Annotated in this window: 22 protein-coding genes; 16 read left to right on the top strand and 6 right to left on the bottom strand. The window is 69.3% G+C overall.

Annotation, left to right across the window (positions count from 1 at the left end):
- Positions 1-72: 72 nt before the first annotated feature.
- Positions 73-363, top strand: a complete 291-nt coding sequence (locus tag ACFV2S_RS28555; protein ID WP_382864745.1) for a hypothetical protein — start codon at positions 73-75, stop codon at positions 361-363.
- Positions 364-476: 113 nt separating this feature from the next.
- A complete protein-coding gene (locus ACFV2S_RS28560; protein WP_385564895.1) occupies positions 477-785 on the top strand; it encodes a hypothetical protein in 309 nt (102 codons plus the stop codon).
- A 51-nt stretch (positions 786-836) separates the two neighbouring features.
- Here the strand turns inward: ACFV2S_RS28560 and ACFV2S_RS28565 are convergent, their stop codons facing one another.
- Positions 837-1652 carry a hypothetical protein gene (locus ACFV2S_RS28565; RefSeq protein WP_385564898.1) on the bottom strand — a complete coding sequence of 272 codons (816 nt, stop codon included), beginning with the start codon at positions 1650-1652 and terminating at the stop codon, positions 837-839.
- Between the two features lie 304 nt (positions 1653-1956).
- Between ACFV2S_RS28565 and ACFV2S_RS28570 the strand changes: the two genes are divergently transcribed.
- The 14 genes from ACFV2S_RS28570 to ACFV2S_RS28635 all read left to right on the top strand — a co-directional run bounded on the left by ACFV2S_RS28570 (position 1957) and on the right by ACFV2S_RS28635 (position 13992).
- Positions 1957-2169 carry a hypothetical protein gene (locus ACFV2S_RS28570; RefSeq protein WP_383791735.1) on the top strand — a complete coding sequence of 71 codons (213 nt, stop codon included), beginning with the start codon at positions 1957-1959 and terminating at the stop codon, positions 2167-2169.
- 97 nt (positions 2170-2266) lie between these two features.
- Entirely contained in the window at positions 2267-3217 is a 951-nt protein-coding gene (locus ACFV2S_RS28575) for a hypothetical protein (RefSeq protein ID WP_385564901.1), read from the top strand.
- 28 nt (positions 3218-3245) lie between these two features.
- Entirely contained in the window at positions 3246-4448 is a 1203-nt protein-coding gene (locus ACFV2S_RS28580) for a phage tail protein (protein ID WP_385564904.1), read from the top strand.
- The gene (locus tag ACFV2S_RS28585) at positions 4445-5692 is read left to right on the top strand and encodes a tape-measure protein (protein ID WP_385564907.1); all 1248 of its coding nucleotides are present in this window, start codon (positions 4445-4447) and stop codon (positions 5690-5692) included. Before ACFV2S_RS28580 ends, ACFV2S_RS28585 begins: the two co-directional genes overlap by 4 nt.
- Before the next feature lie 145 nt (positions 5693-5837).
- On the top strand, positions 5838-6761 hold the full coding sequence (locus tag ACFV2S_RS28590; RefSeq protein ID WP_383791747.1) for a phage distal tail protein: 924 nt from the start codon (positions 5838-5840) through the stop codon (positions 6759-6761).
- Positions 6762-6800: 39 nt separating this feature from the next.
- Complete coding sequence (locus ACFV2S_RS28595; protein ID WP_385564910.1) at positions 6801-7994, top strand: hypothetical protein; 1194 nt, start codon at positions 6801-6803, stop codon at positions 7992-7994.
- Positions 7995-8031: 37 nt separating this feature from the next.
- Positions 8032-9216 (top strand): hypothetical protein, encoded by a 1185-nt coding sequence (locus tag ACFV2S_RS28600; protein ID WP_385564913.1) that lies wholly within the window; start codon positions 8032-8034, stop codon positions 9214-9216.
- Between the two features lie 40 nt (positions 9217-9256).
- Entirely contained in the window at positions 9257-10399 is a 1143-nt protein-coding gene (locus ACFV2S_RS28605) for a hypothetical protein (RefSeq protein ID WP_385564916.1), read from the top strand.
- 11 nt (positions 10400-10410) lie between these two features.
- A complete protein-coding gene (locus tag ACFV2S_RS28610) occupies positions 10411-11541 on the top strand; it encodes a hypothetical protein (RefSeq protein ID WP_385564919.1) in 1131 nt (376 codons plus the stop codon).
- The gene (locus ACFV2S_RS28615; RefSeq protein ID WP_385564922.1) at positions 11541-12110 is read left to right on the top strand and encodes a hypothetical protein; all 570 of its coding nucleotides are present in this window, start codon (positions 11541-11543) and stop codon (positions 12108-12110) included. Before ACFV2S_RS28610 ends, ACFV2S_RS28615 begins: the two co-directional genes overlap by 1 nt.
- A gap of 16 nt (positions 12111-12126) precedes the next feature.
- Complete coding sequence (locus ACFV2S_RS28620; protein WP_383791764.1) at positions 12127-12510, top strand: ATP-binding protein; 384 nt, start codon at positions 12127-12129, stop codon at positions 12508-12510.
- Positions 12511-12579: 69 nt separating this feature from the next.
- Positions 12580-13491, top strand: a complete 912-nt coding sequence (locus tag ACFV2S_RS28625; protein WP_385564926.1) for a peptidoglycan-binding protein — start codon at positions 12580-12582, stop codon at positions 13489-13491.
- 17 nt (positions 13492-13508) lie between these two features.
- Positions 13509-13742 (top strand): hypothetical protein, encoded by a 234-nt coding sequence (locus tag ACFV2S_RS28630; protein ID WP_385564929.1) that lies wholly within the window; start codon positions 13509-13511, stop codon positions 13740-13742.
- Positions 13729-13992 (top strand): hypothetical protein, encoded by a 264-nt coding sequence (locus ACFV2S_RS28635; protein WP_382864787.1) that lies wholly within the window; start codon positions 13729-13731, stop codon positions 13990-13992. The genes ACFV2S_RS28630 and ACFV2S_RS28635 overlap by 14 nt, the downstream gene beginning before the upstream one ends.
- Before the next feature lie 75 nt (positions 13993-14067).
- On the opposite strand, the gene ACFV2S_RS28640 is transcribed toward ACFV2S_RS28635, so the two are convergent.
- The 5 genes from ACFV2S_RS28640 to ACFV2S_RS28660 all read right to left on the bottom strand — a co-directional run bounded on the left by ACFV2S_RS28640 (position 14068) and on the right by ACFV2S_RS28660 (position 24289).
- On the bottom strand, positions 14068-17982 hold the full coding sequence (locus tag ACFV2S_RS28640) for a DNA-directed RNA polymerase subunit beta' (RefSeq protein ID WP_383791775.1): 3915 nt from the start codon (positions 17980-17982) through the stop codon (positions 14068-14070).
- A 100-nt stretch (positions 17983-18082) separates the two neighbouring features.
- Positions 18083-21565, bottom strand: a complete 3483-nt coding sequence (rpoB, locus tag ACFV2S_RS28645) for a DNA-directed RNA polymerase subunit beta (RefSeq protein WP_383791778.1) — start codon at positions 21563-21565, stop codon at positions 18083-18085.
- Positions 21566-22113: 548 nt separating this feature from the next.
- Positions 22114-22497, bottom strand: coding sequence for a 50S ribosomal protein L7/L12 (gene rplL, locus ACFV2S_RS28650; RefSeq protein ID WP_385564934.1), 384 nt, complete (start codon positions 22495-22497; stop codon positions 22114-22116).
- A gap of 111 nt (positions 22498-22608) precedes the next feature.
- On the bottom strand, positions 22609-23139 hold the full coding sequence (gene rplJ, locus ACFV2S_RS28655) for a 50S ribosomal protein L10 (RefSeq protein ID WP_030687887.1): 531 nt from the start codon (positions 23137-23139) through the stop codon (positions 22609-22611).
- Between the two features lie 250 nt (positions 23140-23389).
- Positions 23390-24289 carry a hypothetical protein gene (locus ACFV2S_RS28660; RefSeq protein WP_385564937.1) on the bottom strand — a complete coding sequence of 300 codons (900 nt, stop codon included), beginning with the start codon at positions 24287-24289 and terminating at the stop codon, positions 23390-23392.
- Positions 24290-24451: the final 162 nt, after the last annotated feature.

Genomic DNA, 24451 nt, shown 5'->3' on the forward strand with positions numbered 1-24451 from the left:
CGCGGCGCCCCCCCCCCCCCCCCGCCCCGCCCCTCTCCTCCTCACTCACCCGAACAAGGAGTACGCATCACCATGGCCCGTTTCGACGTCAACGCCGCCCGCGCCCAGCGCCTGGAGGCCCACGGCCGCACCTGGTCGTTCGAGCTGGACGGCGAGTCCTACACGCTTCCCACCGAGCTGTCCCGCAAGACCGCGAAGGCGCTGCGCAGGCTCGACGACAACGACGTGGACGGCCTGCTCGCGCTCCTGATGGGTGAGGAGCAGTTCGCCCGCTTCGAGGAGCACGACCTCACGATGCAGGACATCGCCGCGATCCTGGAGGCCTACGGCAAGGAGACCGGGCTCGGCCTGGGGGAAGACTGAGCCTCGCCGAGTTCGTCGACGAACACGCCGAGGCGCTCGAAGCGGACCTGCTCCGCTACTACGCCACCGATCTCCTCGACTGGTACCGGGGCGATCTCTCCAGCCGGCGGCTGATGGTCCTCGTGCAGCACCTTCCGCGGGACGGCGCGGTGCAGCGCCAGATCCACGGGGAGTCCGCGGAGTGGTCGATCACCGACCACCTCCTCGCCGCCACGGTGGACCATCTGGCCGTCTCCAACTGGATGTTCCAGTGCGTCAACACCGGTGAGGACGACGAGACACCCGACCCGCCGAAGCCCGTTCCCCGTCCGGGCGTCACGGACGGGGACGGCGGGGACGGCGAGGAGCGGGACGGCGCGTCCGCGGAGGAGGGTGCCGGTCCGGCGGTCTCCCCCACGGCCCTCGCCCGCTTCTTCGGCTGAGGCGCCGTCCCGACGGCCGAAGCACCCGCTGCCCCCGGCGTCCGCTCCCTCTCAGGAAGCGGGCTCCGGGGGCGCTTCCTGTGCTCGCTCGGCGGCCAGCTCCTCCTCCAGGCTCCTGGCCCGCTCGGAGAGCCGGCGCCCGCGCCGCTCGGGGGTCCCCCCGGTCTGTCCGGGTACGCCGCTGAGCGGGGGCACGATCGGGCGGCCGCCCTTGCCGCGGACGACCTTCCGCACCGGCTGCGGGTTCCTGCGGGTGCGGCCCTCCTGCGAGCCCGGGGCGCCCGTCCGGACGTCCGCCCCGGGATCCGGCCCGGCCGCGGGTCCGGGTCCGGACGTGTGCTCCGGCTCGGGTTCGTACCCGTGCGGGGACGCGGGCGCGGGGCCGGACTCCGGCTCGTACGCGTCGTACTCCTCGTACTCCGGCTCGGGGCGCTGTTCGAACAGCTCGCGCTCCCGCCGGACGCGCTCCTCGGCCTGGACGACCGCCTCCGGGGGTTCCATGAGCCGGGCGAAGGGCAGCGGGATGACCCGGGCCCCGTCCTGGGGGGCGGTGTCCGTGCGCCGCTGCGGGCGCCGGATGCCCCGCGCGTCGCCCTGTCCCTGGGCGTAGGCGTCGGCCACGCGCTTCTCGTACTCCCTGCGGATGCGCGGGAGTTCGTCGGAGACGGCCTCGGCCCAGCCGGCGGTGAACGCGGCGGCCTCGCGGCGGTCGACCTCGGCCCGGGGCAGCACGACGAGGTCCTCCGGGGCGTACCCGGCGACGTGGACGAGTTCCGCGAGGCGTGCGAAGAGATGAGGCAGATCAGGGTGGGATTCGAGCCAGTCGATGACCTGCTCGCGCCGGTTACCGCCCGGCTCCGTGTCCATGCGTCAGCACTGCCTTCCGCCCCCCTGGGGTCCCCACGCGCCCCTCGCGCCCCTCGTGCCCCCCGGATGAGTCAGGTCCAGGGAACGCGTCTCCCAGAGTACCCCGGTCGAACAGAAGCTCTGTTCTTGCACCAACCCCCCTGGGAAATACGCGGGAAGACACGCCGTCAGACGTTTCCCGCTCGACAAACCCGAACAGGTGTTCCACACTCTGTTCGCACAGTAGTTCGATAACGTGGTGCCCCCGCCTCACTCCGCGGCGCCGCCACGCACGCACGGGCAAGCAACCGGAAGGCAGGCGTCCATGACTCAGCAGGCCGAGGCATCGCGACCGCACATCCCGCTCCAGGACCGCCTCCGCCAGCTTCTCGACGGACCCGTCGCGCTCGACAAGAGAGCGTTGCTCGGCACGCTGTACGCCGAGGTCAGCCGCTACGAGACCCTCGCCTACACGGCGGGCTGGAACGACGCCCTCGCGACGACGCGCCGCGGCTCCCACCGGGACGCCGACGCCTAGCCGTCCGAACCGCCCCTACGCACGAGCCCCTGCCGAAGCCCCACCCCGGCAGGGGCTTTTCGGCGCTTGGCCGTCACCGGCCGGAAGCGGAGCAACCATGGCAGAAGTAACGAACGAGGAACTCTCGATCCAGGTGGCAGGCCTCAGGCACTACCTGAGGAAGGTGGACGGGGGCTGGCTGCCCACCACCGACTGGATGAAGCAGCAGCTGGCGCCCATGAACAAGCTGGTCGAGGACATCAAGGCGCAGCAGGAGAAGGTCGCCGAAGAGGCCGCCAAGGCCCCCTGGGAAGAATGGATGGAGAAGGTCGGCCTCGGCACGATGGCCGAGATCATCAAGACCGGGCTGGAGGGCGGCATCCTCGGCGCCCTCGGCGCCATCGGGACCGCCCTCGCGGCCGTCGTCATCCCCATCCTCACCGCGGCCCTGGGCGCGTGGCTGATCCTGAAGCTGCAGACCATGCACGCCGGCCGGAACGGCGGCTTCACCTACGGCCCCAACCAGGAAGGCACCTGGACGCGGCAGCGGCTCACCGACATCCAGGCCCAGCAGAACGGCGGCAGTCCGCTCGCCCAGATCCCGGCCGACGCGAACTTCGACAACCTGCGCACCCAGCTTCAGCAGCTGAACCCGGAGCTGCTGAAGTTCAACAACCGGGCGCCCGCCTTCATCCAGTCCTTCCGCAAGCTGCCGACCGAGGCCAAGGCCGAGAAGGCGGCGAAGGGCGTCGAGAGGATCGCCGCAGCCATCACCGGCATCGACCACGCGCAGATGCGACCGGTCGCCGAAGGCGTCAACAAGATCAACAACGCCATGCGGAACGCCGATCCCAAGAAGGTCGAGAAGGTCGCCCGGGCCACGGACAAGCTCAAGTCCGCCATGCTCGGCTTCAACCCGGACAAGATCCCCAAGGCCGCGAACCTCCAGGGCACGGACTCGGCGATGACCAACCTCGCCGCGGCGACCGGAACCCTGCGCACCAAGTTCAACGAGCTCAGGCTGACGGTCCAGTCCCTCGACCAGCAGCTCGGCGCGACCGCCGGCTGAGTCCCCCCACCACGAAAGGAGGTAGACCATGTCTCTCGTCAGGTCGCTCAAGACCGCGTCCGACTCCCTGCGCAACCTCAAGACCCAGGCCTCCGGCGCCGGCACTTCGGTCAAGAAGGTCGGCGACGCCGGAAAGTCCGCGTCCGGTCAGCTCAAGACGCTCAAGACCAACGCCCAGGGGTCCAACACCCAGCTCAAGAACCTCAAGACGGCCTCGGACCAGGCCGAGAAGTCCATGTCGAAGGCCGGCACGACCGCCGAGTCCGCGGGCAAGAAGCTGGGGAAGTACGAATCCGGCGCGGGCAAGGCCGCCAAGGGCCAGGACAAGCTCAACAAGTCCATGAAGGGCAATCTCCTCGCCCGCCTGATCGAACTCTTCATGCCTCTCATCGAGAAGATCGTCGAGATGGCGATGCAGTCCAAGACGATGCAGAAGATCCTCAAGAAGGCCTTCGACGCCATCAAGACCGTGATCAGCTCGGTCATGAAGGCCGTCGGCCCGATCATGCAGAAGGCCGGACAGCTGATCAAGACGGTCTGGAACGGCATCAAGTCGGCGATCTCCACCGTCGTCAAGGCCGTCGCCACCGTCATCAAGACCTACGTCACCATCTGGAAGACGGTCATCACCACGGTGATGAAGGCGATCAAGACCGTCATCGGCACCGTCTGGAACGGCATCAAGTCCGTCATCACCCCGGTGGTGAACTGGATCAAGAGCGCGATCCCGAACGCCTTCAGCGCCGTCAAGGACAAGATGTCCTCGATCTGGAACGGCCTCAAGGGCATCGCGACCCGGGCGTTCGAGGGCATCAAGAGCGGCGTGTCCGGCCCGGTCAACGCCGTCATCGGCCTGATCAACCGGATGATCCGGGCCGTCAACGGCGTCAAGGTCAGCGTCCCCGGCTGGGTCCCCGTCGTCGGCGGCAAGACCTTCGGCGTCAACATCCCGACCATCCCCATGCTCGCCACCGGCGGCGTCGTCATGCCCCGCAGCGGCGGTGTCCCGGCGATCCTCGCCGAGGCCGGCGAGGCCGAGGCCGTCCTGCCGCTGTCCAAGCTGGACCGGCTGCTCGCCATGACCGCCCGCCGCGCCCGGATGACGGCGCAGCTGCAGACCGGCAGCGGTGGCGGCGCCGGGCTGCACATCGAGAACTACCACGCGGCCCGTGACAGCGACCCGCAGTCCACCGCGGACGCGCTGATGTACCTGGCGAAGGCACGCGGATGAGTGCCGTCGCCGTCCGCATGCCGGCGTTCGGCCGCCTGACGCCGACGATGACCTCCCTGCGACAGGGCGCCGAGACGGCCAACGGCTCGCTCGGGCGGCTCAAGCAGGACGTCCAGGCGGCGGCCGGCGGCATCGCCAGGTTCGCCACCGAACTGCGGACCGCCGGAACCTCCGTACGCACCCTCGGGAGCACCGCTTCCGGCGCGGCGACCTCCGTCGGGCGGATCCAGCGGTCGAAGGCCGCCGCCGGCGTCCAGAAGCTCGGCGTCGCGGCCGGGAGGATCCGCGCCGCCGCGGGGAGGTTCGGCCCCGCGGTGGGCACGATCCTGGCGATCCTGGCGCCGCTGCTGCCCGTCACCGACACGATCACCAGGCTGATGGACACCTACGGCACGGTGATGGAGATCGCCTCCGTCGCCATGACCGGCGTCAACCTCGCCATGCGCGGCAACCCGCTCGGCTTCCTCGCCGGCATCCTCGTCCCGGTCATCGCCTGGCTCATCGAGTACGCGGCGAACAGCGAGACCGGCCAGAAGATCATCAGACAGGTCATGCAGCAGGCGCTGAAGGGCTTCCAGTCCGCCTGGACGTTCCTTCAGCCCGTCCTCAAGGTGATCGGCCAGGCCGTCGGGACCTACGTCAAGGCCTACCTCACCCTGTTCACGACGGCCCTGGGTCTCATCGGCTCCGGCATCAGCGGCATCTCACGGGTGCGCACCTCCGTCGCCTCGGCCAGCGAGGCCCTGCGCGGCATCGCCTCGCGCACGATCGGCGGCGTCAAGGACGCGGTCCGCCCGTTCCTGTCCTTCTTCACCGACAAGATCCCGGGCTTCTTCCGCACCGCCAACGAGGCGGTCGGCAAGGCCCTGCACGGCATGGGCGAGCTGATCAAGGGCGCCCTCACCGCCGTGCTGGGGGTCGTCAAGGGGCCGATCAACGGCCTCATCGCCTTCGCCAACTGGATCATCGACGGGCTCAACAAGCTGAGCTTCAGCATCCTCGGCAAGAAGTTCGGCGTCGACATCGACAAGATCCCGATGCTCGCCGAGGGCGGTGTCGTCTTCCCCGGCGCGGACAGCGCGCCGCGCATCGACCCGCTCACCGTGCTCGAACAGCGGCGCGTCCCGGCCCTCACCGAGGCTCCCCGGCAGCCCCACCGCATCGCGGAGTTCCACGAGGATCCGGGCGCCGGACCGCGGTCGACCGCCGAGGACCTGCTCTTCCTCCTCGCCGCGCACCACTGAGGCCCCGCACCACTGAGGCCCCGCACCGCTGGGGCCCCGCGCACCTCTGGGGCCCCACACCTCTGAGGCTCCGCACCGCTGGGGCCCCGCGCACCGACAGACCGTCAGAAGTCCGACAGCCCCTCAGAAGTGAGGTGACGGCCCCATGGCCGAGACCACAACCACATACGCAGGCAACAGCCTCACCGCCGACCTCGCGCCCGGCTCGCTGATCACCCAGGACGGGCAGATCCAGTGGGCCGGGCTCCTCATCGGACCCGGCACGCCCTTCAACGTCGACCGGTCCGGTCTCCAGGGCTGGGAGGACCTGCCCGAGTACGACTCCTCCGACGCCGACCGGCCCACCTCGCACGGCGCCTGGCCCGGCTCCCGGTACGCCAAGCCGCGCAAGGTCAGCGGCACGGTCGTGCTGATGCCGGAGTACGACGCCGCCGTCGAGGCCATCCGCGCCCTGCGCCAGTCGCTGGCCCTCCTCGACGAGGAGCGCTGGCTCACCGTCCGGCTGCACGGCGAACTCCTCGCCGTGCGGGCCCGGATCGCCCAGCGCGTGGTCCCCGCGGACCAGGGCTTCGCCACCCAGGGCAGCTCGAAGATGTCGATCCAGTGGCTGGCCTCCGACCCGCGGCGCTACAGCGTCAACGAGCAGAGCGCCTCCACCACTCCCCCGCAGCCGGAGACCGGCCTCACCTGGCCGCTGGTCTGGCCGCTGAACTGGGGCCAGGCCAAGTCCACCGGTGACGCCGTCGCCGAGAACACCGGCTCCGCCGCCACCCACCCGGTGATCGTCTTCCGCGGCCCCTGCTCCATGCCGACCGTCACCGAGCGGGTCAGCAAGCGCCGGCTGCGGTACGCGATCGACCTGGCCGCGGGCGACGAACTCGTCGTCGACACCGCCAACGGCACGGTGATGCTCAACAACACCGCCTCCCGCCGCCACACCGCGATGGCCGACTCCAGCCCCGAGGAGCTGTTCCTCCTCGAACCGGGCCGCACGGAGCTGTCGTTCCGCCCCGACGCGGCGACCCCGGAGGCCCTGATGACCATCCGCTGGCGCAGCGCCGAGTGGTGACCCGACCCCCTTCCCGTCCCGCACAGAAGAGGTGAACCCATGACCGTACGGGCCGCCTGGCTCCAATCCACCGGCCAGACCCGCGAGGACACCCGGATCGCGCTGTCCGCGCTGCTCACTCCCAACGGGCAGAGCGCGGCGGAGACTCCGCTGCGCTCGCGGCCCGGCATCGTGCCCGGCGGCCTCGGGCTGACCGGCACCTCGGCGATGCAGTGCTCGATCGGCACCGGCCGGGCCGTGGTCCAGGGCAGCGACACCGCCCAGGGCGCGTACATGCTCGCGGTGACCGCCCCCGAGACGCTGACGATCGCGGACGGCGACCCGCAGTACGGCCGGATCGATCTGATCGAACTGGCCGTCCTCGACGACGCGTACGACCGCAGCGGCACGACGGACGTCGTCATCCGGCTGGTCAAGGGCACCCCCGCGGCCACCCCGGTCGCGCCCTCCTCGGGCCCCGGCAGCGCCTTCCCGCTCTACACCGTCTCGGTGCCGGCCGGCACCTCGGCCGGCACCGGCGGCGTCCAGTGGACCACCGCGGGCGTCGTCACGACCCTGCACTACCCGATGACCGCGCTCGGCGGCATCATCCCGACCAGCGGCTTCAAGGGCGCCTACGTCGGCCAGTACCGGGACGTCTCCGGACTGCTCCAGCGCTGGGACGGCTCGACCTGGGTCTCGTACGCGAAGCCCCTCGGCGGCATCGCCCCGCACGGCACCATGACGACCGGCGGGTACACCGGCCAGTACCGCGACAACGCGGGCGTCCTCCAGCGCTGGGACGGCTCGGCCTGGCAGTACGCCGAGGGCAGGGCGGCCGTCCTGTTCAGCGTCTCGCAGACGGCGATGCAGAGCGTGCCGGCGAGCATCTGGACCCCGATCACCCTCCAGTACGTCGACATCGACGACTTCACCGGCTGGAACGGCTCCGACAGCTTCGTCGTCCCGCGCACCGGCTGGTGGCGGGTCTCCGGCCACGTCGCCTGGAACGGCGACTCCGCCACCGGCGTCCGCGGCGCCCGCATCACCCTCGGCGGCGTCGGCGTCCCCCGGATGACCTGGCTGGCCCCGGCGTCCACCGGGGCCGTCACGGTCGGCGGCGGGGGCCTGATCAAGCTCACGGCGGGCAACGTCCTGCAGCTCGCCGGCTACCACAACCACACCGCCGCCGTCCGCACCCTCGGCGGCTCGGGCTACTCCAGCAACCTGTCCGCCCAGTGGATCAGGTCCTGACCGCCCTCCCTCCGCACCCCCCGATTGGAGAACCCCCATGGCACTGCGCAGCAGCTGGGTCGCCGAGACAGGCCAGACCCGCGAGGACACCCGCCTCAACCAGGTCGGCGCGACCACGATGGTCAACCCCGTCCAGGTCCGCTCCGGCATCCTGCCGGGCTCCTACGACGGCAAGTACCGGCTGTCCGGCTTCTGGATGGACAAGGCCTCCGCCATGACGGCGACGGTCTCCGAGGGCCGGGCCGTCATCCAGGGCGACATCTCCCAGGGCGTCTACCCGGTGTCCCTGCCGGCCTCCGAGCAGGTCACCTTCGCCGCGGGCGACGCCCAGTACGGCCGGATCGACCTGGTCGTCCTGAAGGTCTACGACAACCTCTACGACGGCAGCAGCCGCAACGAGGCCAAGGTCGAGATCATCCAGGGCGTGCCGGGCCAGGCCCCCAAGGCTCCGCCGGCCCCGGCGCGCAGCCTCCCGCTGTACGAGGTGACGGTTCCGGCCGGCGCCAGCGCGGGCAACGGCGGCATCCCGTGGAACACGTCCCTGAAGGACCTGCGCACCCCGGTCGTCGCCCTCGGCGGCATCCTCCCCGTCGAGGGCCCCGTCCTGCCGGGCGCCCACCCGGGCCAGTACCAGGACACCGCCAACAACCAGTTCCAGCGCTGGGACGGCGGCAAGTGGGTGGCCTACCCGGAGGCGGTCGGCGGCATCGTGCCGAGCTCGGCCTCCACGCTCCAGGGCAGCTACACCGGCCAGTACCGGGACGGCGCGGGCGGCCGGATCGAGCGCTGGAACGGCGCGGCATGGGTGCCCGCCGTCCCGGGTCCGTACTTCGCCGACTCGCTGGACTCCAGCTACACCACCTCGACGACCTGGGTGAACACGCTGACCAACCGGGGCGTGGTGTCCCTCAGCTTCGTCGCCCCGGCCTCGCGGCAGGCCCTCCTCTCCTTCGGCTCGCGGATCCAGGTGGTCGGCACGGGGTCCGGGATCGGCTTCATGGGCGTGAAGGTCACCACGGGCGCGGTCGTCCACAGCGACGTGAACGACTCGAACGCGGTCGTCGCCGCCGCTCCCGGAAACGTCTCCATGGCCACCGTCCAGCGCCTCCAGAACCTCACGGCGGGCGCCACGTACACGGTCACCGCCTACTACCGGGGCACCAACGCCGCGCTCCAGACCTGGTTCAACAACACGTACCTCCAGGTCACCCCGCAGCACTGAGCCCACGTCCCGCCCGCCGCCCACCGACAGGAGTCCACCCATGCCCGTTCGTTCCGGATGGCTGATGCCCACCGGGCAGACCCGTCAGAACACCCGCATCACCAACATCGGCGCCACCACCCCCGCCAACCCGCTCGGCGTCCGGTCCGGCGTCCTGCCCGGCACGTACGACGGGAAGTTCCGGGTCGGCGGCCTGTGGATGAGCTCCACCGGCCCGATGACGGCCACCGTCTACCACGGCAAGGCCGTCGTGCAGGGCGCCACCACCGACGGCGCCTATCCCGTCGCCCTCGACGAGGACATCACGATCACCTTCGCCGACGGCGACCCGCTCAACGACCGCATCGACCTGGTCGTGGTCCGCGTCTACGACAACGACGTGGACGCCCTCGGCAGGTTCGAGGCCGGCATCGAGATCATCAAGGGCACCCCGGCGGCGGTCCCGGCCGCCCCGGCCGCGCCCGCCCGGTCCCTCACCCTGTTCACGGTGAAGGTGAAGAAGGGCGCCTCCGCCGGCACCGGCGGCATCGACTGGGCGGGCGGCGCCTCCACCGACCTGCGCACCACGACCGTGTCCGCCGGCGGCATCCTGCCCGTCTACAACAACGCGGGCGTGCCCGGCGCCTACCCGGGCCAGTACCAGGACAACGACAACGCCCACTTCCTCCAGCGCTGGGACGGCACCGCCTGGGTCGCCTACCCCAAGGAGATCGGCGGCATCGCGCCCAGCGGCACGATCACCACCGGCAGCTACAACGGCCAGTACCGCGACTACAACGGCGGCCAGCTCCAGCGCTGGAACGGCAGCGCCTGGGCGGCCTACCAGCCGCCGGTCGAGGTCGAGACGGCCGGCTCGGGAGCGACCCCGGCCACCGGCTGGACGCTCGTCGGCTTCGCGGGGCGCAGGACCCGGGGCGTGGCCACCGTCTCCGTGACGGTGTCCCGCAGCGGAACCGATCTCACCGCCACCACCGCCGGCAACCTCAGCCCCGACGAGCTGGTGTGCTCCCTGCCCGCGGGCTGGCGTCCCTCGTTCGCCTACGAGGCGTCGGGCACCGACTTCTACGGCCAGGGCGCCTTCACCTTCTCCCCCGACGGCAGCGTCCACGTGCGCACCTGGTCCGCCAACGGCGTCCTGACCGCCGGCCGGAACATCCGCATCACCGCCACCTACGTCCTGTAAGGGGGTCCCCGATGGCCATCGACACGCCCTACCGGGCGATCTTCTGCGACCTGCTCACCGACCAGACGCTGGACATCCTCCCGCTGCGGGACGTCTCGTTCGACGACTACATCGGCAAGGCGGGCTCGCTCTCCGGCACGATCCCCATCCCCGACCGGGCCATCGCCGACCGCGTCAAGAAGGTCCGGGAAGGCCGCACCGCGGTCTACCTGGAGCGCGGCGGCGACCTGTGGTGGGGCGGCATCGTCTGGACCAGCACCCTGCAGTCCAGCGGCCGCGGGGTGCTGACCCTCGGCATCCAGGCCGCCACCTTCGACTCGTACGCCGGACGCCGCCGCATCCGGACCGACATCACCTACGACACCCCCACCGACCAGGTGGAGATCGCACGCCGGCTCTGGCGCGAGCTCGACGTCCAGGCCTACCCCGACGCCCCCGAGGGCGAGGAGCCGCGCCGCATCGGGATCAGCTTCGGCGACGAGATCCCGAAGTTCCGGAAGACGGCCTCGTGGCGCAAGGGCGACGAGACCGTCTACCTGGAGGCGCTCGACCAGCTCGCCGCCACCGAGGACGGCTTCGAGTACCAGATCCTCGTCTACCGCGACCCGGTCACCGGCTCGCGGATCCGGCAGCTCCGCCTCGGCGAGCCCAAGATCGTCACGGGCGCGACCGACCTGGTCTTCGACCGGCCCGGCGTCATCCTGTCGTACTCCTTCCCGTACGACGCCACCCGCGGCGGCACCACCGCCCTGGCCCGCGGATCCTCCACCAACGCCAACGCCGCCGCCGAGTCCCGGCCGATCTACTCCACCCAGCAGTACGCCAGCGACCTGCTCGTGGACGGCTGGCCGCTGATCGACCTGTCCTCGGACCACAACGAGATCACCGACACGCTCGCGCTCGACTCGGTGGCCGCCACGGAACTCAAGCAGGCCCGCGGCGCCGTGGTGATCCCCTCGGTCTCCATCCACCTCGGCGGGATCGTCCCGCCGGCACTCCTCGGCCGCGTCGCCCGCATCCGGATCACCGACGAGTGGTACTCCCAGGGCCTCGACGCCCGCTACCGCATCATCGGCGTCAAGATCACCCCGCCGGAACGCGGCCGTCCCGACACCGCCGAGCTCTACCTCGAGGAGGCCTGATGCCCCAGCTGCCCGAGGACATCATCGACCGGCTCAACCAGATGGAACGCCGGCTCAAGGCCCTGTCCACGGCCGTCAACACCCGCCCCGCCGTCAACGAGTTCCGCCCCACCCAGACCGGCAGTGTCACCATCACCCGGCCGCTGTTCCGGATCTTCGACGGCTACAACCACGAGATCTTCGCGGACGACATCCTGACCGGCGGCCTGGCCCGGCCCTGGCTCCAGCTGATGCCGCCGCTCGCCAGCGACCCGGCCAGGTGGCCCTCCACCACCGCCCCCGCCTTCACCACCATCGCCCGCTGCATGAACCCCGTCTGGCAGCCCAAGATGCGGCTCTCCCTCGGTACGGCGGCGTCGAGCGGCGGAACCGGCCAGGTGCGGGTCCTCGTCGACGGCGTCCCGTTCGGCCCCACCGTCACCGCGGGCACCACCTACGACTACCTCGGCCTGCTGCCCGGCGACATGAAGACCCGGTTCGGCCAGACGATGACCATCGAGATCCAGGCCCTGGCGAGCGCCGGCACGGTCTACGCCCAGCCCCTTCTCATCCACGGCGCCCAGACCTGACCCACGAGGAGCACCCATGAACATCGACCCCACCCAGCCCTGGGGCGTGGCCATCGACTACGCGGGCCGCGCCACCGTCACCGAGGGCTCCCACACCCTCGTTCTGCGCGTCTACGACAACAGCATGGGCTACGCCCTCCAGCGCGACCCGGTGACCGGGCAGTACCCGTCGGTGTACGTGACCGCCGAGGTCACCGAGCGGGGCACCGGCGACACCTTCCTGCGCGGCTCCGCCCTGATCGTCGTGGACGCCCGCGACGGCGTCCCGGCCGTCCCCGACCAGACCGCCGTCCAGCGCGCGGTGGCGGCCGCCCTGGCCGACTTCGAGACCCACCGGGCCGCCTTCGCCGCCCTGTGCGCGAGCTGGGCCCCGCCCGAGCCGCCGGTCCCGGCCCCGTAGCACCGCCCCGCCCCGTACCCCCGCCCGACCGGATTCCGGCGGGCCTTTTTCATGTCCGGAGGACACCAGATGGCCACTCCCCTCACCGCGGACCGGCTCGTCGCCGCGCTCCGCGCCGAAGGCGTCGACGTCGTCGAGCACCCCGGCTGGCGCACCCACCACCGCAACCACGCCGGTGCCTGGGGCCCGGTCACCGGCGTGATCATCCACCACACCGTCTCCGCCGGCACCGCCAACACCGTCGAGATGTGCTTCGACGGATACGAAGGGCTGCCGGGCCCGCTCTGCCACGGCGTCATCGCCAAGGACGGCAGCGTCCACCTCGTCGCGAACGGCCGCGCCAACCACGCCGGCGGCGGCGACCCGTCCGTCCTGCGGGCCGTGATCAGCGAGACGTACGGCGACCGGCCGCCCGCCCCGCGCGAACACCAGGGCAGCTCCGGCGCCGTCGACGGAAACTCCCGCTTCTACGGCTTCGAGTGCGTCAACCTCGGCAACGGCACCGACCCCTGGCCGCCCGCCCAGCTCGACGCGATCGAACGGGTCTCCGCCGCCCTGTGCCGGGCCCACGGCTGGGGCGCCCGCTCGGTCATCGGCCACAAGGAGTGGTCGGACTGGAAGGACGACCCCCGGGGCTTCGCCATGCCCACGATGCGCGACCGGGTGCAGGCCCGGCTGAACAAGGCCCCCGCCAAGCCCGCCCCCGACGCCGGAAAGCCCGCCACCCCCCTCTTCCAGCCCTTCCCGGGCACCTCGTTCTTCCGCAGGGAGACGAGCTCCCCGGTCATCACCGCCATGGGCCGCCGCCTCGTCGCCGAGGGCTGCTCCGCGTACACCGTCGGCCCCAGCCCCCGCTGGGGCGAGGCCGACCGGCTCAGCTACGCCAAGTGGCAGCACAAGCTCGGCTTCCGCGGCACCGACGCCGACGGCATCCCCGGCGCCGCCTCCTGGAACGCGCTGAAGGTCCCCCACACGAAGTGACCCAGAGGAGCAGACCGATGTCCGATGCCGCCAAGCGCACGGCCCGAACCGTCCTCCAGTCCGCCGTCGGCATCGCCGTCGTGCTCCCCGCCGTCGTCGACGCCTCCGGCATCCCCGCGACCCTCCCCTGGGTCGCGGGCGCGCTGGCCGTCGCCGGCGGGCTGGCCCGGGTGATGGCCCTCGACCTGGTGCAGAACCTGCTGCCGTCCTGGCTGCGCCCCACCCCGGGCGGTGCCGATGACCGAGCCTGACCCGAACGACCCGGTCGCCGTCGCCCTCGAACTGGAGCGGCTCCGCGGCACCCTGGAGGCCGGCTTCGCCCGGGTCGACGGCTCCCTCGCGCTGCTCGTGCAGCGCAGCGACCAGACCGACCGGCAGCTCGCCGACCACGAGGCCCGCCTCGACGACCTGGAGCGCGCCCGCTGGCCGCTGAACAGCATCGTCGCGCTCACCGCGAGCGCCGGCCTGCTCGTCGCGGTCTGGGAACTGGCCGCCAGGTGATCCCGCCTCCCCCGGCGCACGCCGAAGGGCGGCCACCCCGCACGGGGTGACCGCCCTTCGGTCGAGCGCACTCGCTTACTGGTTGTACGGACCGTAGTCGTAGTCCTCCAGCGGAACGGCCTGGCCGGAGCCCGAGCCGAACGGCGAGTAGTCGATGTCGTCGTAGCCGACGGCCGAGTACATCGCGGCCTTGGCCTCCTCGGTCGGCTCGACCCGGATGTTGCGGTAGCGGGACAGACCCGTACCGGCCGGGATGAGCTTACCGATGATGACGTTCTCCTTGAGGCCGATGAGGCTGTCGGACTTGGCGTTGATCGCCGCATCCGTCAGGACTCGGGTCGTCTCCTGGAAGGACGCCGCCGACAGCCACGACTCGGTGGCGAGCGAGGCCTTGGTGATACCCATCAGCTGCGGACGGCCGGAGGCGGGGTGACCGCCCTCGGTGACCACACGACGGTTCTCGGTCTCGAACTTCGACCGCTCGACCAGCTCGCCCGGCAGAAGCTCCGCGTCGCCGGACTCGATGATCGTCACGCGGCGCAGCATCTGCCGGATGATGATCTCGATGTGCTTGTCGTGGATCGACACGCCCTGCGAGTTGTAGACCTTCTGGACTTCGCCGACCAGGTGGACCTGGACCGCGCGCTGACCGAGGATCCGGAGCACGTCGTGCGGGTTGGTGGCACCCACGGTGAGCTTCTGGCCCACCTCGACGTGGTCGCCCTCGCCCACGAGCAGACGGGCACGCTTCGAGATCGGGAACGCCGTCTCGTCGGTGCCGTCGTCCGGGGTGACGACGATCTTCTTGGTCTTCTCGGTCTCCTCGATGCGGACGCGACCGGCCGCCTCGGAGATCGGGGCGACACCCTTCGGCTGCCGCGCCTCGAAGAGCTCGACGACACGGGGCAGACCCTGGGTGATGTCGTCACCGGCCACACCACCGGTGTGGAAGGTACGCATCGTCAGCTGGGTACCGGGCTCACCGATGGACTGGGCGGCGATGATGCCGACCGCCTCACCGATGTCGACCAGCTTGCCGGTGGCGAGCGAGCGTCCGTAGCAGAAGGCACAGGTGCCGACGGCGGACTCACAGGTCAGGACCGAACGGGTCTTGACCTCCTCGACGCCCGCGTTGACCAGGGCGTCGATGAGCACGTCACCCAGGTCGACGTTGGCCGGCGCGATGACCTTGCCGTCGACGACGACGTCCTCGGCGAGCATCCGCGCGTACACGGAGGTCTCGACGTCGTCCGTCTTCCGCAGGACACCGGCCTCGTCCTTGGCCGCGATCCGCAGCTTCAGACCGCGCTCGGTGCCACAGTCCTCCTCGCGGATGATGACGTCCTGCGAGACGTCCACCAGACGACGGGTCAGGTAACCCGAGTCGGCGGTACGCAGGGCGGTGTCGGCGAGACCCTTACGGGCACCGTGCGTGGAGATGAAGTACTCGAGGACGGTGAGGCCCTCGCGGAACGACGCCTTGATGGGACGCGGGATCGTCTCGTTCTTGGCGTTGGACACCAGACCACGCATACCGGCGATCTGACGCATCTGCATCATGTTTCCTCGGGCACCCGAGTCAACCATCATGAAGATGGGGTTCGTCCGCGGGAAGTTCGCGTTCATCGCCTCGGCGACCTCGTTGGTCGCCTTGGTCCAGATCGCGATGAGCTCCTGCGTGCGCTCTTCCTTGGTGATCAGACCGCGCTCGTACTGCTTCTGGACCTTCTCGTCCTGCGCCTCGTAGCCCTTGACGATCTCCTTCTTCGCCTCGGGAACGACGACGTCGGAGATGGCCACGGTGACGCCGGAGCGGGTCGCCCAGTAGAAGCCGGCCGCCTTCAGGTTGTCGAGCGTCGCCGCCACGATGACCTTGGGGTAGCGCTCGGCGAGGTCGTTGACGATCTCGGAGAGCTGCTTCTTGCCGACGGAGTAGTCGACGAACGGGTAGTCCTCGGGCAGCAGCTCGTTGAAGAGCGCGCGGCCCAGGGTCGTCCGCAGACGGAAGGTGTCACCCTGCTGCCACTCGGCCGCACCGACGTGGTCGTCGCCCTCCTCCGCGACCGGGGGAACCCAGCCACGCGGAGCGACGGTGCCGACGGGGAAGCGGATCTCGATCTCCGACTGGAGCGCGAGCTCGCCGGCGTCGAACGCCATGATCGCCTCGGCCGTGGAGCCGAACGCGCGGCCCTCGCCCTTGGTGTCACGGAGCTCACCGTCGGTGGTCAGGAAGAACAGACCGAGGACCATGTCCTGGGTCGGCATCGTGACCGGACGGCCGTCGGCCGGCTTCAGGATGTTGTTCGAGGACAGCATCAGGATGCGGGCCTCGGCCTGCGCCTCCGCGGAGAGCGGCAGGTGGACGGCCATCTGGTCACCGTCGAAGTCCGCGTTGAACGCGGTGCAGACGAGCGGGTGGATCTGGATGGCCTTGCCCTCGACCAGCTGCGGCTCGAAGGCCTGGATGCCGAGGCGGTGCAGCGTGGGCGCACGGTTCAGCAGAACCGGGTGCTCGGCGATGACCTCTTCGAGGACGTCGTACACGACCGTGCGGCCGCGCTCGACCATCCGCTTGGCGCTCTTGATGTTCTGCGCGTGGTTCAGGTCGACCAGGCGCTTCATCACGAACGGCTTGAAGAGCTCCAGCGCCATGGCCTTCGGCAGACCGCACTGGTGCAGCTTGAGCTGCGGGCCGACGACGATGACGGAACGCGCCGAGTAGTCGACACGCTTGCCGAGCAGGTTCTGACGGAATCGACCCTGCTTGCCCTTCAGCATGTCGCTGAGGGACTTCAGCGGACGGTTGCCGGGGCCCGTGACCGGGCGACCACGACGGCCGTTGTCGAAGAGGGCGTCGACCGCCTCCTGGAGCATCCGCTTCTCGTTGTTCACGATGATCTCGGGGGCACCGAGGTCGAGCAGACGCTTCAGACGGTTGTTGCGGTTGATCACGCGGCGGTACAGGTCGTTCAGGTCGGAGGTCGCGAAGCGGCCACCGTCCAGCTGCACCATCGGACGCAGGTCCGGCGGGATGACCGGCACGCAGTCGAGAACCATGCCCTTGGGGCTGTTCGCGGTCTGCAGGAACGCGGAGACGACCTTGAGGCGCTTGAGCGCACGGGTCTTCTTCTGGCCCTTGCCGGTACGGATGATCTCGCGGAGGCGCTCGGCCTCCTCGTCGAGGTCGAAGGACTCCAGGCGCTTCTGCAGCGCCGCGGCACCCATCGAACCGTCGAAGTACGTGCCGAAGCGGTCACGCAGCTCGCGGTAGAGGAGCTCGTCGCCCTCCAGGTCCTGGACCTTGAGGTTCTTGAAGCGGGACCAGACCTCGTCCAGACGGTCGATCTCGCGCTGCGCGCGGTCGCGCAGCTGCTTCATCTCGCGCTCGGCACCCTCGCGCACCTTGCGGCGCACGTCGGCCTTCGCACCCTCGGCCTCGAGCTCGCCGAGGTCGTTCTCGAGCTTCTTGGCGCGGGCCTCCAGGTCGGAGTCGCGACGGTTCTCGATCTGCTGACGCTCGACGGAGACGTGCGCCTCCAGCGAGGGCAGGTCACGCGTACGACGCTCGTCGTCGACGTACGTGATCATGTACGCCGCGAAGTAGATGACCTTCTCGAGGTCCTTCGGGGCGAGGTCGAGCAGGTAGCCAAGGCGCGAGGGGACGCCCTTGAAGTACCAGATGTGGGTGACGGGAGCGGCGAGCTCGATGTGGCCCATCCGCTCACGGCGCACCTTGGCGCGGGTGACCTCGACGCCACACCGCTCACAGATGATGCCCTTGAAGCGGACGCGCTTGTACTTGCCGCAGTAGCACTCCCAGTCCCGGGTCGGACCGAAGATCTTCTCGCAGAAGAGTCCGTCCTTCTCGGGCTTGAGCGTGCGGTAGTTGATGGTCTCCGGCTTCTTGACCTCGCCGTGGCTCCACTGACGGATGTCGTCAGCGGTGGCCAGACCGATCCGGAGCTCGTCGAAGAAGTTGACGTCGAGCACTATGCGTCAATCCCTCTCAGGGTTGTAAGGCTTTGGGGTCTGATACGGGGGTCCTGGGGCCGGCGGGGGGACCATCGCTGGTCCCCCTGCCGGACTCCCGTCAGACCTCTTCGACGCTGCTCGGCTCGCGCCGGGACAGGTCGATGCCGAGCTCCTCCGCTGCGCGGAAGACGTCCTCGTCGGTGTCGCGCATCTCGATGGACATGCCGTCCGAGGACAGCACCTCCACGTTGAGGCACAGGGACTGCATCTCCTTGATGAGCACCTTGAAGGACTCGGGGATGCCGGGCTCAGGGATGTTCTCGCCCTTGACGATGGCCTCGTAGACCTTCACGCGGCCGGTCACGTCGTCGGACTTGATCGTCAGCAGCTCCTGGAGGGCGTACGCGGCGCCGTATGCCTCCAGCGCCCACACCTCCATCTCACCGAAGCGCTGGCCACCGAACTGGGCCTTACCACCCAGCGGCTGCTGGGTGATCATCGAGTACGGGCCGGTCGAACGCGCGTGCAGCTTGTCGTCGACCAGGTGGTGGAGCTTGAGGATGTACATGTACCCGACGGAGATCGGGTCCGGGAACGGCTCGCCGGAGCGGCCGTCGAACAGCCTCGCCTTACCGGTCGGGAGCACCATGCGCTCGCCGTCGCGGTTCGGGATGGTGTGGTTCAGCAGACCCGCGAGCTCGTCCTCACGCGCACCGTCGAAGACCGGGGTCGCGACGTTGGTGCCGGGGGCGACCTGGTCGGCGCCGATCGCCTGGAGGCGCTGCGCCCACTCGTCCGCGAGACCGGAGACGTCCCAGCCGCGGCTGGCGAGCCAGCCGAGGTGGATCTCCAGGACCTGTCCCGGGTTCATTCGGGACGGGACACCCAGCGGGTTGAGGATGATGTCGACCGGGGTGCCGTCCTCGAGGAACGGCATGTCCTCGATCGGGAGGATCTTCGAGATGACGCCCTTGTTGCCGTGACGGCCGGCGAGCTTGTCACCATCGGTGATCTTGCGCTTCTGGGCGACGTAGACGCGGACCAGCTGGTTCACGCCCGGGGGAAGCTCGTCGCCCTCCTCGCGGTCGAAGACGCGGACGCCGATGATCTTGCCGATCTCGCCGTGCGGCACCTTCAGCGAGGTGTCACGGACCTCACGGGCCTTCTCACCGAAGATCGCGCGGAGCAGGCGCTCCTCCGGGGTCAGCTCGGTCTCACCCTTGGGCGTGACCTTGCCGACGAGGATGTCGCCGGCGACGACCTCGGCACCGATGCGGATGATGCCGCGCTCGTCGAGGTCCGCGAGGACCTCCTCGGAGACGTTCGGGATGTCCCGGGTGATCTCCTCCGGGCCGAGCTTGGTGTCACGGGCGTCGACCTCGTGCTCCTCGATGTGGATCGAGGAGAGGACGTCGTCCTGCACGAGGCGCTGCGACAGGATGATCGCGTCCTCGTAGTTGTGGCCCTCCCACGGCATGAACGCCACGAGGAGGTTCTTGCCGAGCGCCATCTCGCCGTCTTCGGTGGCGGGACCGTCGGCGAGGACCTGGCCCTCGATGACGCGGTCGCCCTCGTCCACGACGACCTTCTGGTTCACAGAGGTGCCCTGGTTGGAGCGGGAGAACTTGTGCAGGCGGTACGTGATGTACGTGCCGTCGTCGTTGGCGACCGTGATGTAGTCGGCCGACAGCTCCTGGACGACACCGTCCTTCTCGGCCTTGAGCACGTCGCCGGCGTCGGTGGCGCAGCGATACTCCATGCCGGTGCCGACGAGCGGGGCCTCCGACTTAATCAGCGGGACGGCCTGACGCATCATGTTCGCGCCCATGAGGGCACGGTTGGCGTCGTCGTGCTCGAGGAACGGGATCATGGCGGTCGCGACCGACACCATCTGGCGCGGCGAGACGTCCATGTAGTCCACGTCGGCGGGCTCGACGTAGTCGACCTCGCCGCCACGCTTGCGGACCAGGACGCGCGGCTCGGTGAACTGCAGGTCGTCGTTGAGCGCGGCGTTGGCCTGCGCGATGACGAAGCGGTCCTCCTCGTCGGCGGTGACGTAGTCGACCTCGTCGGTGACCTGGCCGTCGACGACCTTGCGGTACGGCGTCTCGATGAAGCCGAACGCGTTGACGCGGCCGTACGAGGCGAGCGAACCGATCAGACCGATGTTCGGGCCTTCGGGGGTCTCGATCGGGCACATGCGTCCGTAGTGGGACGGGTGCACGTCTCGGACCTCGAAGCCGGCCCGCTCACGGGACAGACCACCGGGACCCAGCGCCGAGAGACGACGCTTGTGCGTCAGACCCGACAGCGGGTTGTTCTGGTCCATGAACTGCGACAGCTGGCTGGTGCCGAAGAACTCCTTGATGGAGGCGACGACCGGCCGGATGTTGATCAGGGTCTGCGGCGTGATCGCCTCGACGTCCTGGGTGGTCATCCGCTCGCGGACGACGCGCTCCATACGAGCCAGACCCGTGCGGACCTGGTTCTGGATGAGCTCGCCGACGTTGCGCAGACGACGGTTGCCGAAGTGGTCGATGTCGTCGGTCTCGACGACGATCTCGTTGCCGTTCTCGCCGATCGTCTCGGTCTCGCCCGCGTGGAGCTTGACCAGGTACTTGATCGTGGCGATGACGTCGTCGGTGGTGAGCACGCCGGCGTCCAGCGGCTCGTCGGCGCCGAGCTTCTTGTTCACCTTGTAGCGGCCGACCTTCGCGAGGTCGTAGCGCTTCGGGTTGAAGTAGAGGTTCTCGAGCAGCGTCTGAGCGGCCTCACGGGTCGGCGGCTCGCCCGGACGCAGCTTGCGGTAGATGTCGAGCAGCGCGTCGTCCTGGCCCTGGGTGTGGTCCTTCTCCAGGGTGGCGCGCATGGACTCGTACTCGCCGAACTCCTGCAGGATCTGCTCGGTGGTCCAGCCGAGAGCCTTGAGGAGGACGGTGACGGACTGCTTGCGCTTGCGGTCGATGCGGACACCGACCAGGTCGCGCTTGTCGATCTCCATCTCCAGCCAGGCACCCCGGGACGGGATGATCTTGGCGGAGAAGATGTCCTTGTCGGACGTCTTGTCGATCGACGAGTCGAAGTAGACACCGGGCGAACGGACCAGCTGCGACACCACGACACGCTCGGTGCCGTTGATGACGAAGGTGCCCTTGTTCGTCATGAGCGGGAAGTCGCCCATGAAGACCGTCTGGGACTTGATCTCGCCGGTCTCGTTGTTGGTGAACTCGGCGGTGACGAAGAGCGGGGCGCCGTACGTGAAGTCACGGTCCTTGCACTCGTCGATCGAGTTCTTCGGCGGCTCGAAGCGGTGGTCGCGGAAGGTCAGCGACATCGACCCGGAGAAGTCCTCGATCGGGGAGATCTCCTCGAAGATCTCCTCCAGACCGGACTTCCTGGGGACGTCCTGTCCCGACTCAAGGGCAGCCTCGACGCGAGCCTTCCAGGCGGCGTTGCCGAGCAGCCAGTCAAAGCTCTCGGTCTGCAGCGCGAGGAGGTTCGGAACCTCGAGGGGCTCCTTGATCTTTGCAAAGGAGATGCGCAGCGGGGCGGTGCTTGCGCCGTTGTTCGTATTGGTCGAGGCGTTGCGCGAGGCGGCCAAGAGGGGGTCCTTCCGAGGGCTCGGACTCACTACGCGCGTACCGGTCCCCTGCATCGCTTCACGGCAGACGTTTCCTGAGATGGCCGAAAAGCCAGGTCAGACGGGGTCGGTCCGAGTAGCGGATGCGAAGGTATGCCCCTGGTGACGGGCAGGAGGCAGCTAACAGGCAGCGCAAAGGGTCAGTGTAGCCACTTGGCTCACTGATGTCCAGGGCGACTTCTTCGCGACCCTCGTTGCTCTCAACTCCGCGGTACCTCGCGCCGTGCGGCGCACCTCGATACTGCCCGTTCAGTCGTCGATCCATGCCTCGGAAACGGATCGTTGTGACGACGCGTCCTGAGAATTGCGCGCTGCGTGCGGTTCGTCAAGACCCGCCGGTCTGCGAGGCGCACGGCGAAGATCACCATACTCCGCTTCCCGCGCCCCTCAAGTCCCTCGCCACGCCCGTCCGGGGAACGCCGAAAGGCGACCACCCATAAGGGTGATCGCCTTTCGCTGCCCCCGCGTTACACGGGGGCAGGAGTCAGCTACAGCGACTCGAAACGGTCTTACTTGACCGTGACGGAGGCGCCGGCGGCCTTGAGGGACTCGGCAGCCTTCTCGGCGGCCTCCTTCGCGACCTTCTCGAGGACCGGCTTCGGGGTGCCGTCGACGAGGTCCTTGGCCTCCTTGAGGCCCAGGGAGGTGAGCTCGCGCACGACCTTGATGACCTGGATCTTCTTGTCGCCGGCACCCTCGAGGATGACGTCGAACTCGTCCTGCTCGGCCTCGGCCTCGGCCGGGGCGCCGGAGGCGGCCGGACCGGCGACGGCGACGGCCGCGGCGGCGGTGACGTCGAACTTGTCCTCGAAGGCCTTCACGAACTCGGAGAGCTCGATGAGGGTGAGCTCCTCGAACTGGGCGAGGAGTTCGTCCTGGGTGAGCTTCGCCATGATGGGCGATCCTTCCACTAATTCGGCAGGTGCCGATGTGTCTAAAGAGGCGGGCGTAACGGCCCGCTACGACCCGCGCACTAGGCGGCGCGGATCAATGCGCGAGCCGAATTACTCGGCACCGCCCTGCTCGGCGAGCTTGACGCGAAGCGCTTCCGCGGTGCGGACGAACTTCGACGGCAGCGCCTGGAAGAGCGAGGCAGCCTGAGACTGCTTGCCCTTGAAGGCACCGGCCAGCTTGCTGAGCAGAACCTCGCGGGACTCGAGGTCCGCAAGCTTCTTGATGTCGTCGGCGGAGAGAGCCTTACCGTCAAGGACACCGGCCTTGATGATGAGGTTCGGGTTCTCCTTGGCGAAGTCACGCAGGGCCTTCGCCGACTCCACCGGGTCACCGGTGACGAAGGCGACCGCGGTCGGACCAGCGAAGTGCTCGTCCAGTGCGGTGATCCCGGCCTCGTTGGCCGCAATCTTGGTCAGCGTGTTCTTCACCACGGCGTACTGGGCGTTCTCACCGAGAGAGCGACGCAGCGTCTTGAGCTGCGCGACGGTGAGACCCCGGTACTCGGTCAGCACGGCGGCGTTGGAGCTCTGGAACGCGTCCTTGAGCTCGGCCACCGATGCAGCCTTGTTGGGCGTCGGCATAGTGCGTCGGCCTCCTTCCGGGTGATGAGGACCGCTCAGAAGGGGGCTGGACAAAACAAAACGCCCCGGGCGCAGGCGCACGGGGCTTTGCTCGACCGGACGATGAAGTCCGGGAACACTTCCACAGTCACCTGCGCGGGTCGTCCGTTGTCAGCGGATCCTTCGGCCACCGCACCCGGTGGGGCACAGCAACGACCAGCGGTCTTTGGCTTCTGGGGAAGCGTACGTGACGGGTACGGCTCCGGGCAAATCAGCCCTGGCCGAGCTCCTTCAGCATCGCGAAGAGGTCCACGGTGTCCTTGGCCGGCGGGGCCTCGACGGCGGTCTTGGTGCCGTAGTCGCTGTAGTCGGCGCGGATCTGCATCGTGCCCTGGGCCATGGTCATGCCGACGTCCATACGGGCCGGGTAGCCCTCCTCGGTGACCCAGAGCTCGGTGTCGTAGCCCTTGAGGCCCGCCTTCTTCACGTTGGCGATGAGCTTGTCGTGGTCCTCCTTGGAGAGGAGCTTCGACGACTCGTTGGCCTTCAGCATCTGCTCGAAGGTGAGCGTGCCCTTGTAGTGCTGGGTCTCCATGCCGTTGACCTTCTCGGCACCGACGTGCTTGAGGTCCGGGGAGTCCAGGAGCAGGGCGAGCTGCTGGGCCGGGTCCTGGTTCATGTTGTCCAGGCCGCCGGTCATCTGCTTCTGCAGCGCCTTGTCGCCGGAGGCCTCGGCCGCGGCCTTCAGGTCGAGCTTCATCCAGCGCTTGCCGTCCATCTCGGCGGCCTGCGCGGCACCCATGTCCATGTACATGACCTGGTCGAGCATGACCATGCGCATCTGCTCCGGACCGCCCGGGTTGCCCGCGGCCAGCATGGAGCCCTTCATGGTGATGTCCATGACCGCCGGGGACCAGCCCTGGACGCCGGTCATCTCGACGGTGCCGGACCCCTCGCCGACACCCTCCATGGTCATGGTCATCTTGACCTTGGCCGCCTTGGCGGCCGAGGTCTTCTCGTACGCGGCCTGGATGACCTTCGTGACGTCCCCGTGGCCCTGCTTCTCGGGGGCCGCCTTGGCGTCCCCGCCGTCCTGACAGCCTGCGACGCCGGTCACGACGGCCGCGGCCGCCAGGGCTACGCCCGCGCGCTTCCATGCGGACTTGTTCATGAGCGTTCCCCACCCTTGATCACTTCTTTGCGGTCTCTTGAACCGTAGCAAAAAGCCGGGCCCCCCCCCCCCGCCCAGGCGGTGCGCCTGCCCCGCACCCACCCCTACACAAAGGTCTTGAGCCACGCCCCCCGCCTCACACGCCACGGCGAGAGTGGGCTG

Source organism: Streptomyces sp. NPDC059695, from assembly GCF_042733785.1.
In the GTDB taxonomy this organism is placed as follows: Bacteria; Actinomycetota; Actinomycetes; order Streptomycetales; family Streptomycetaceae; genus Streptomyces.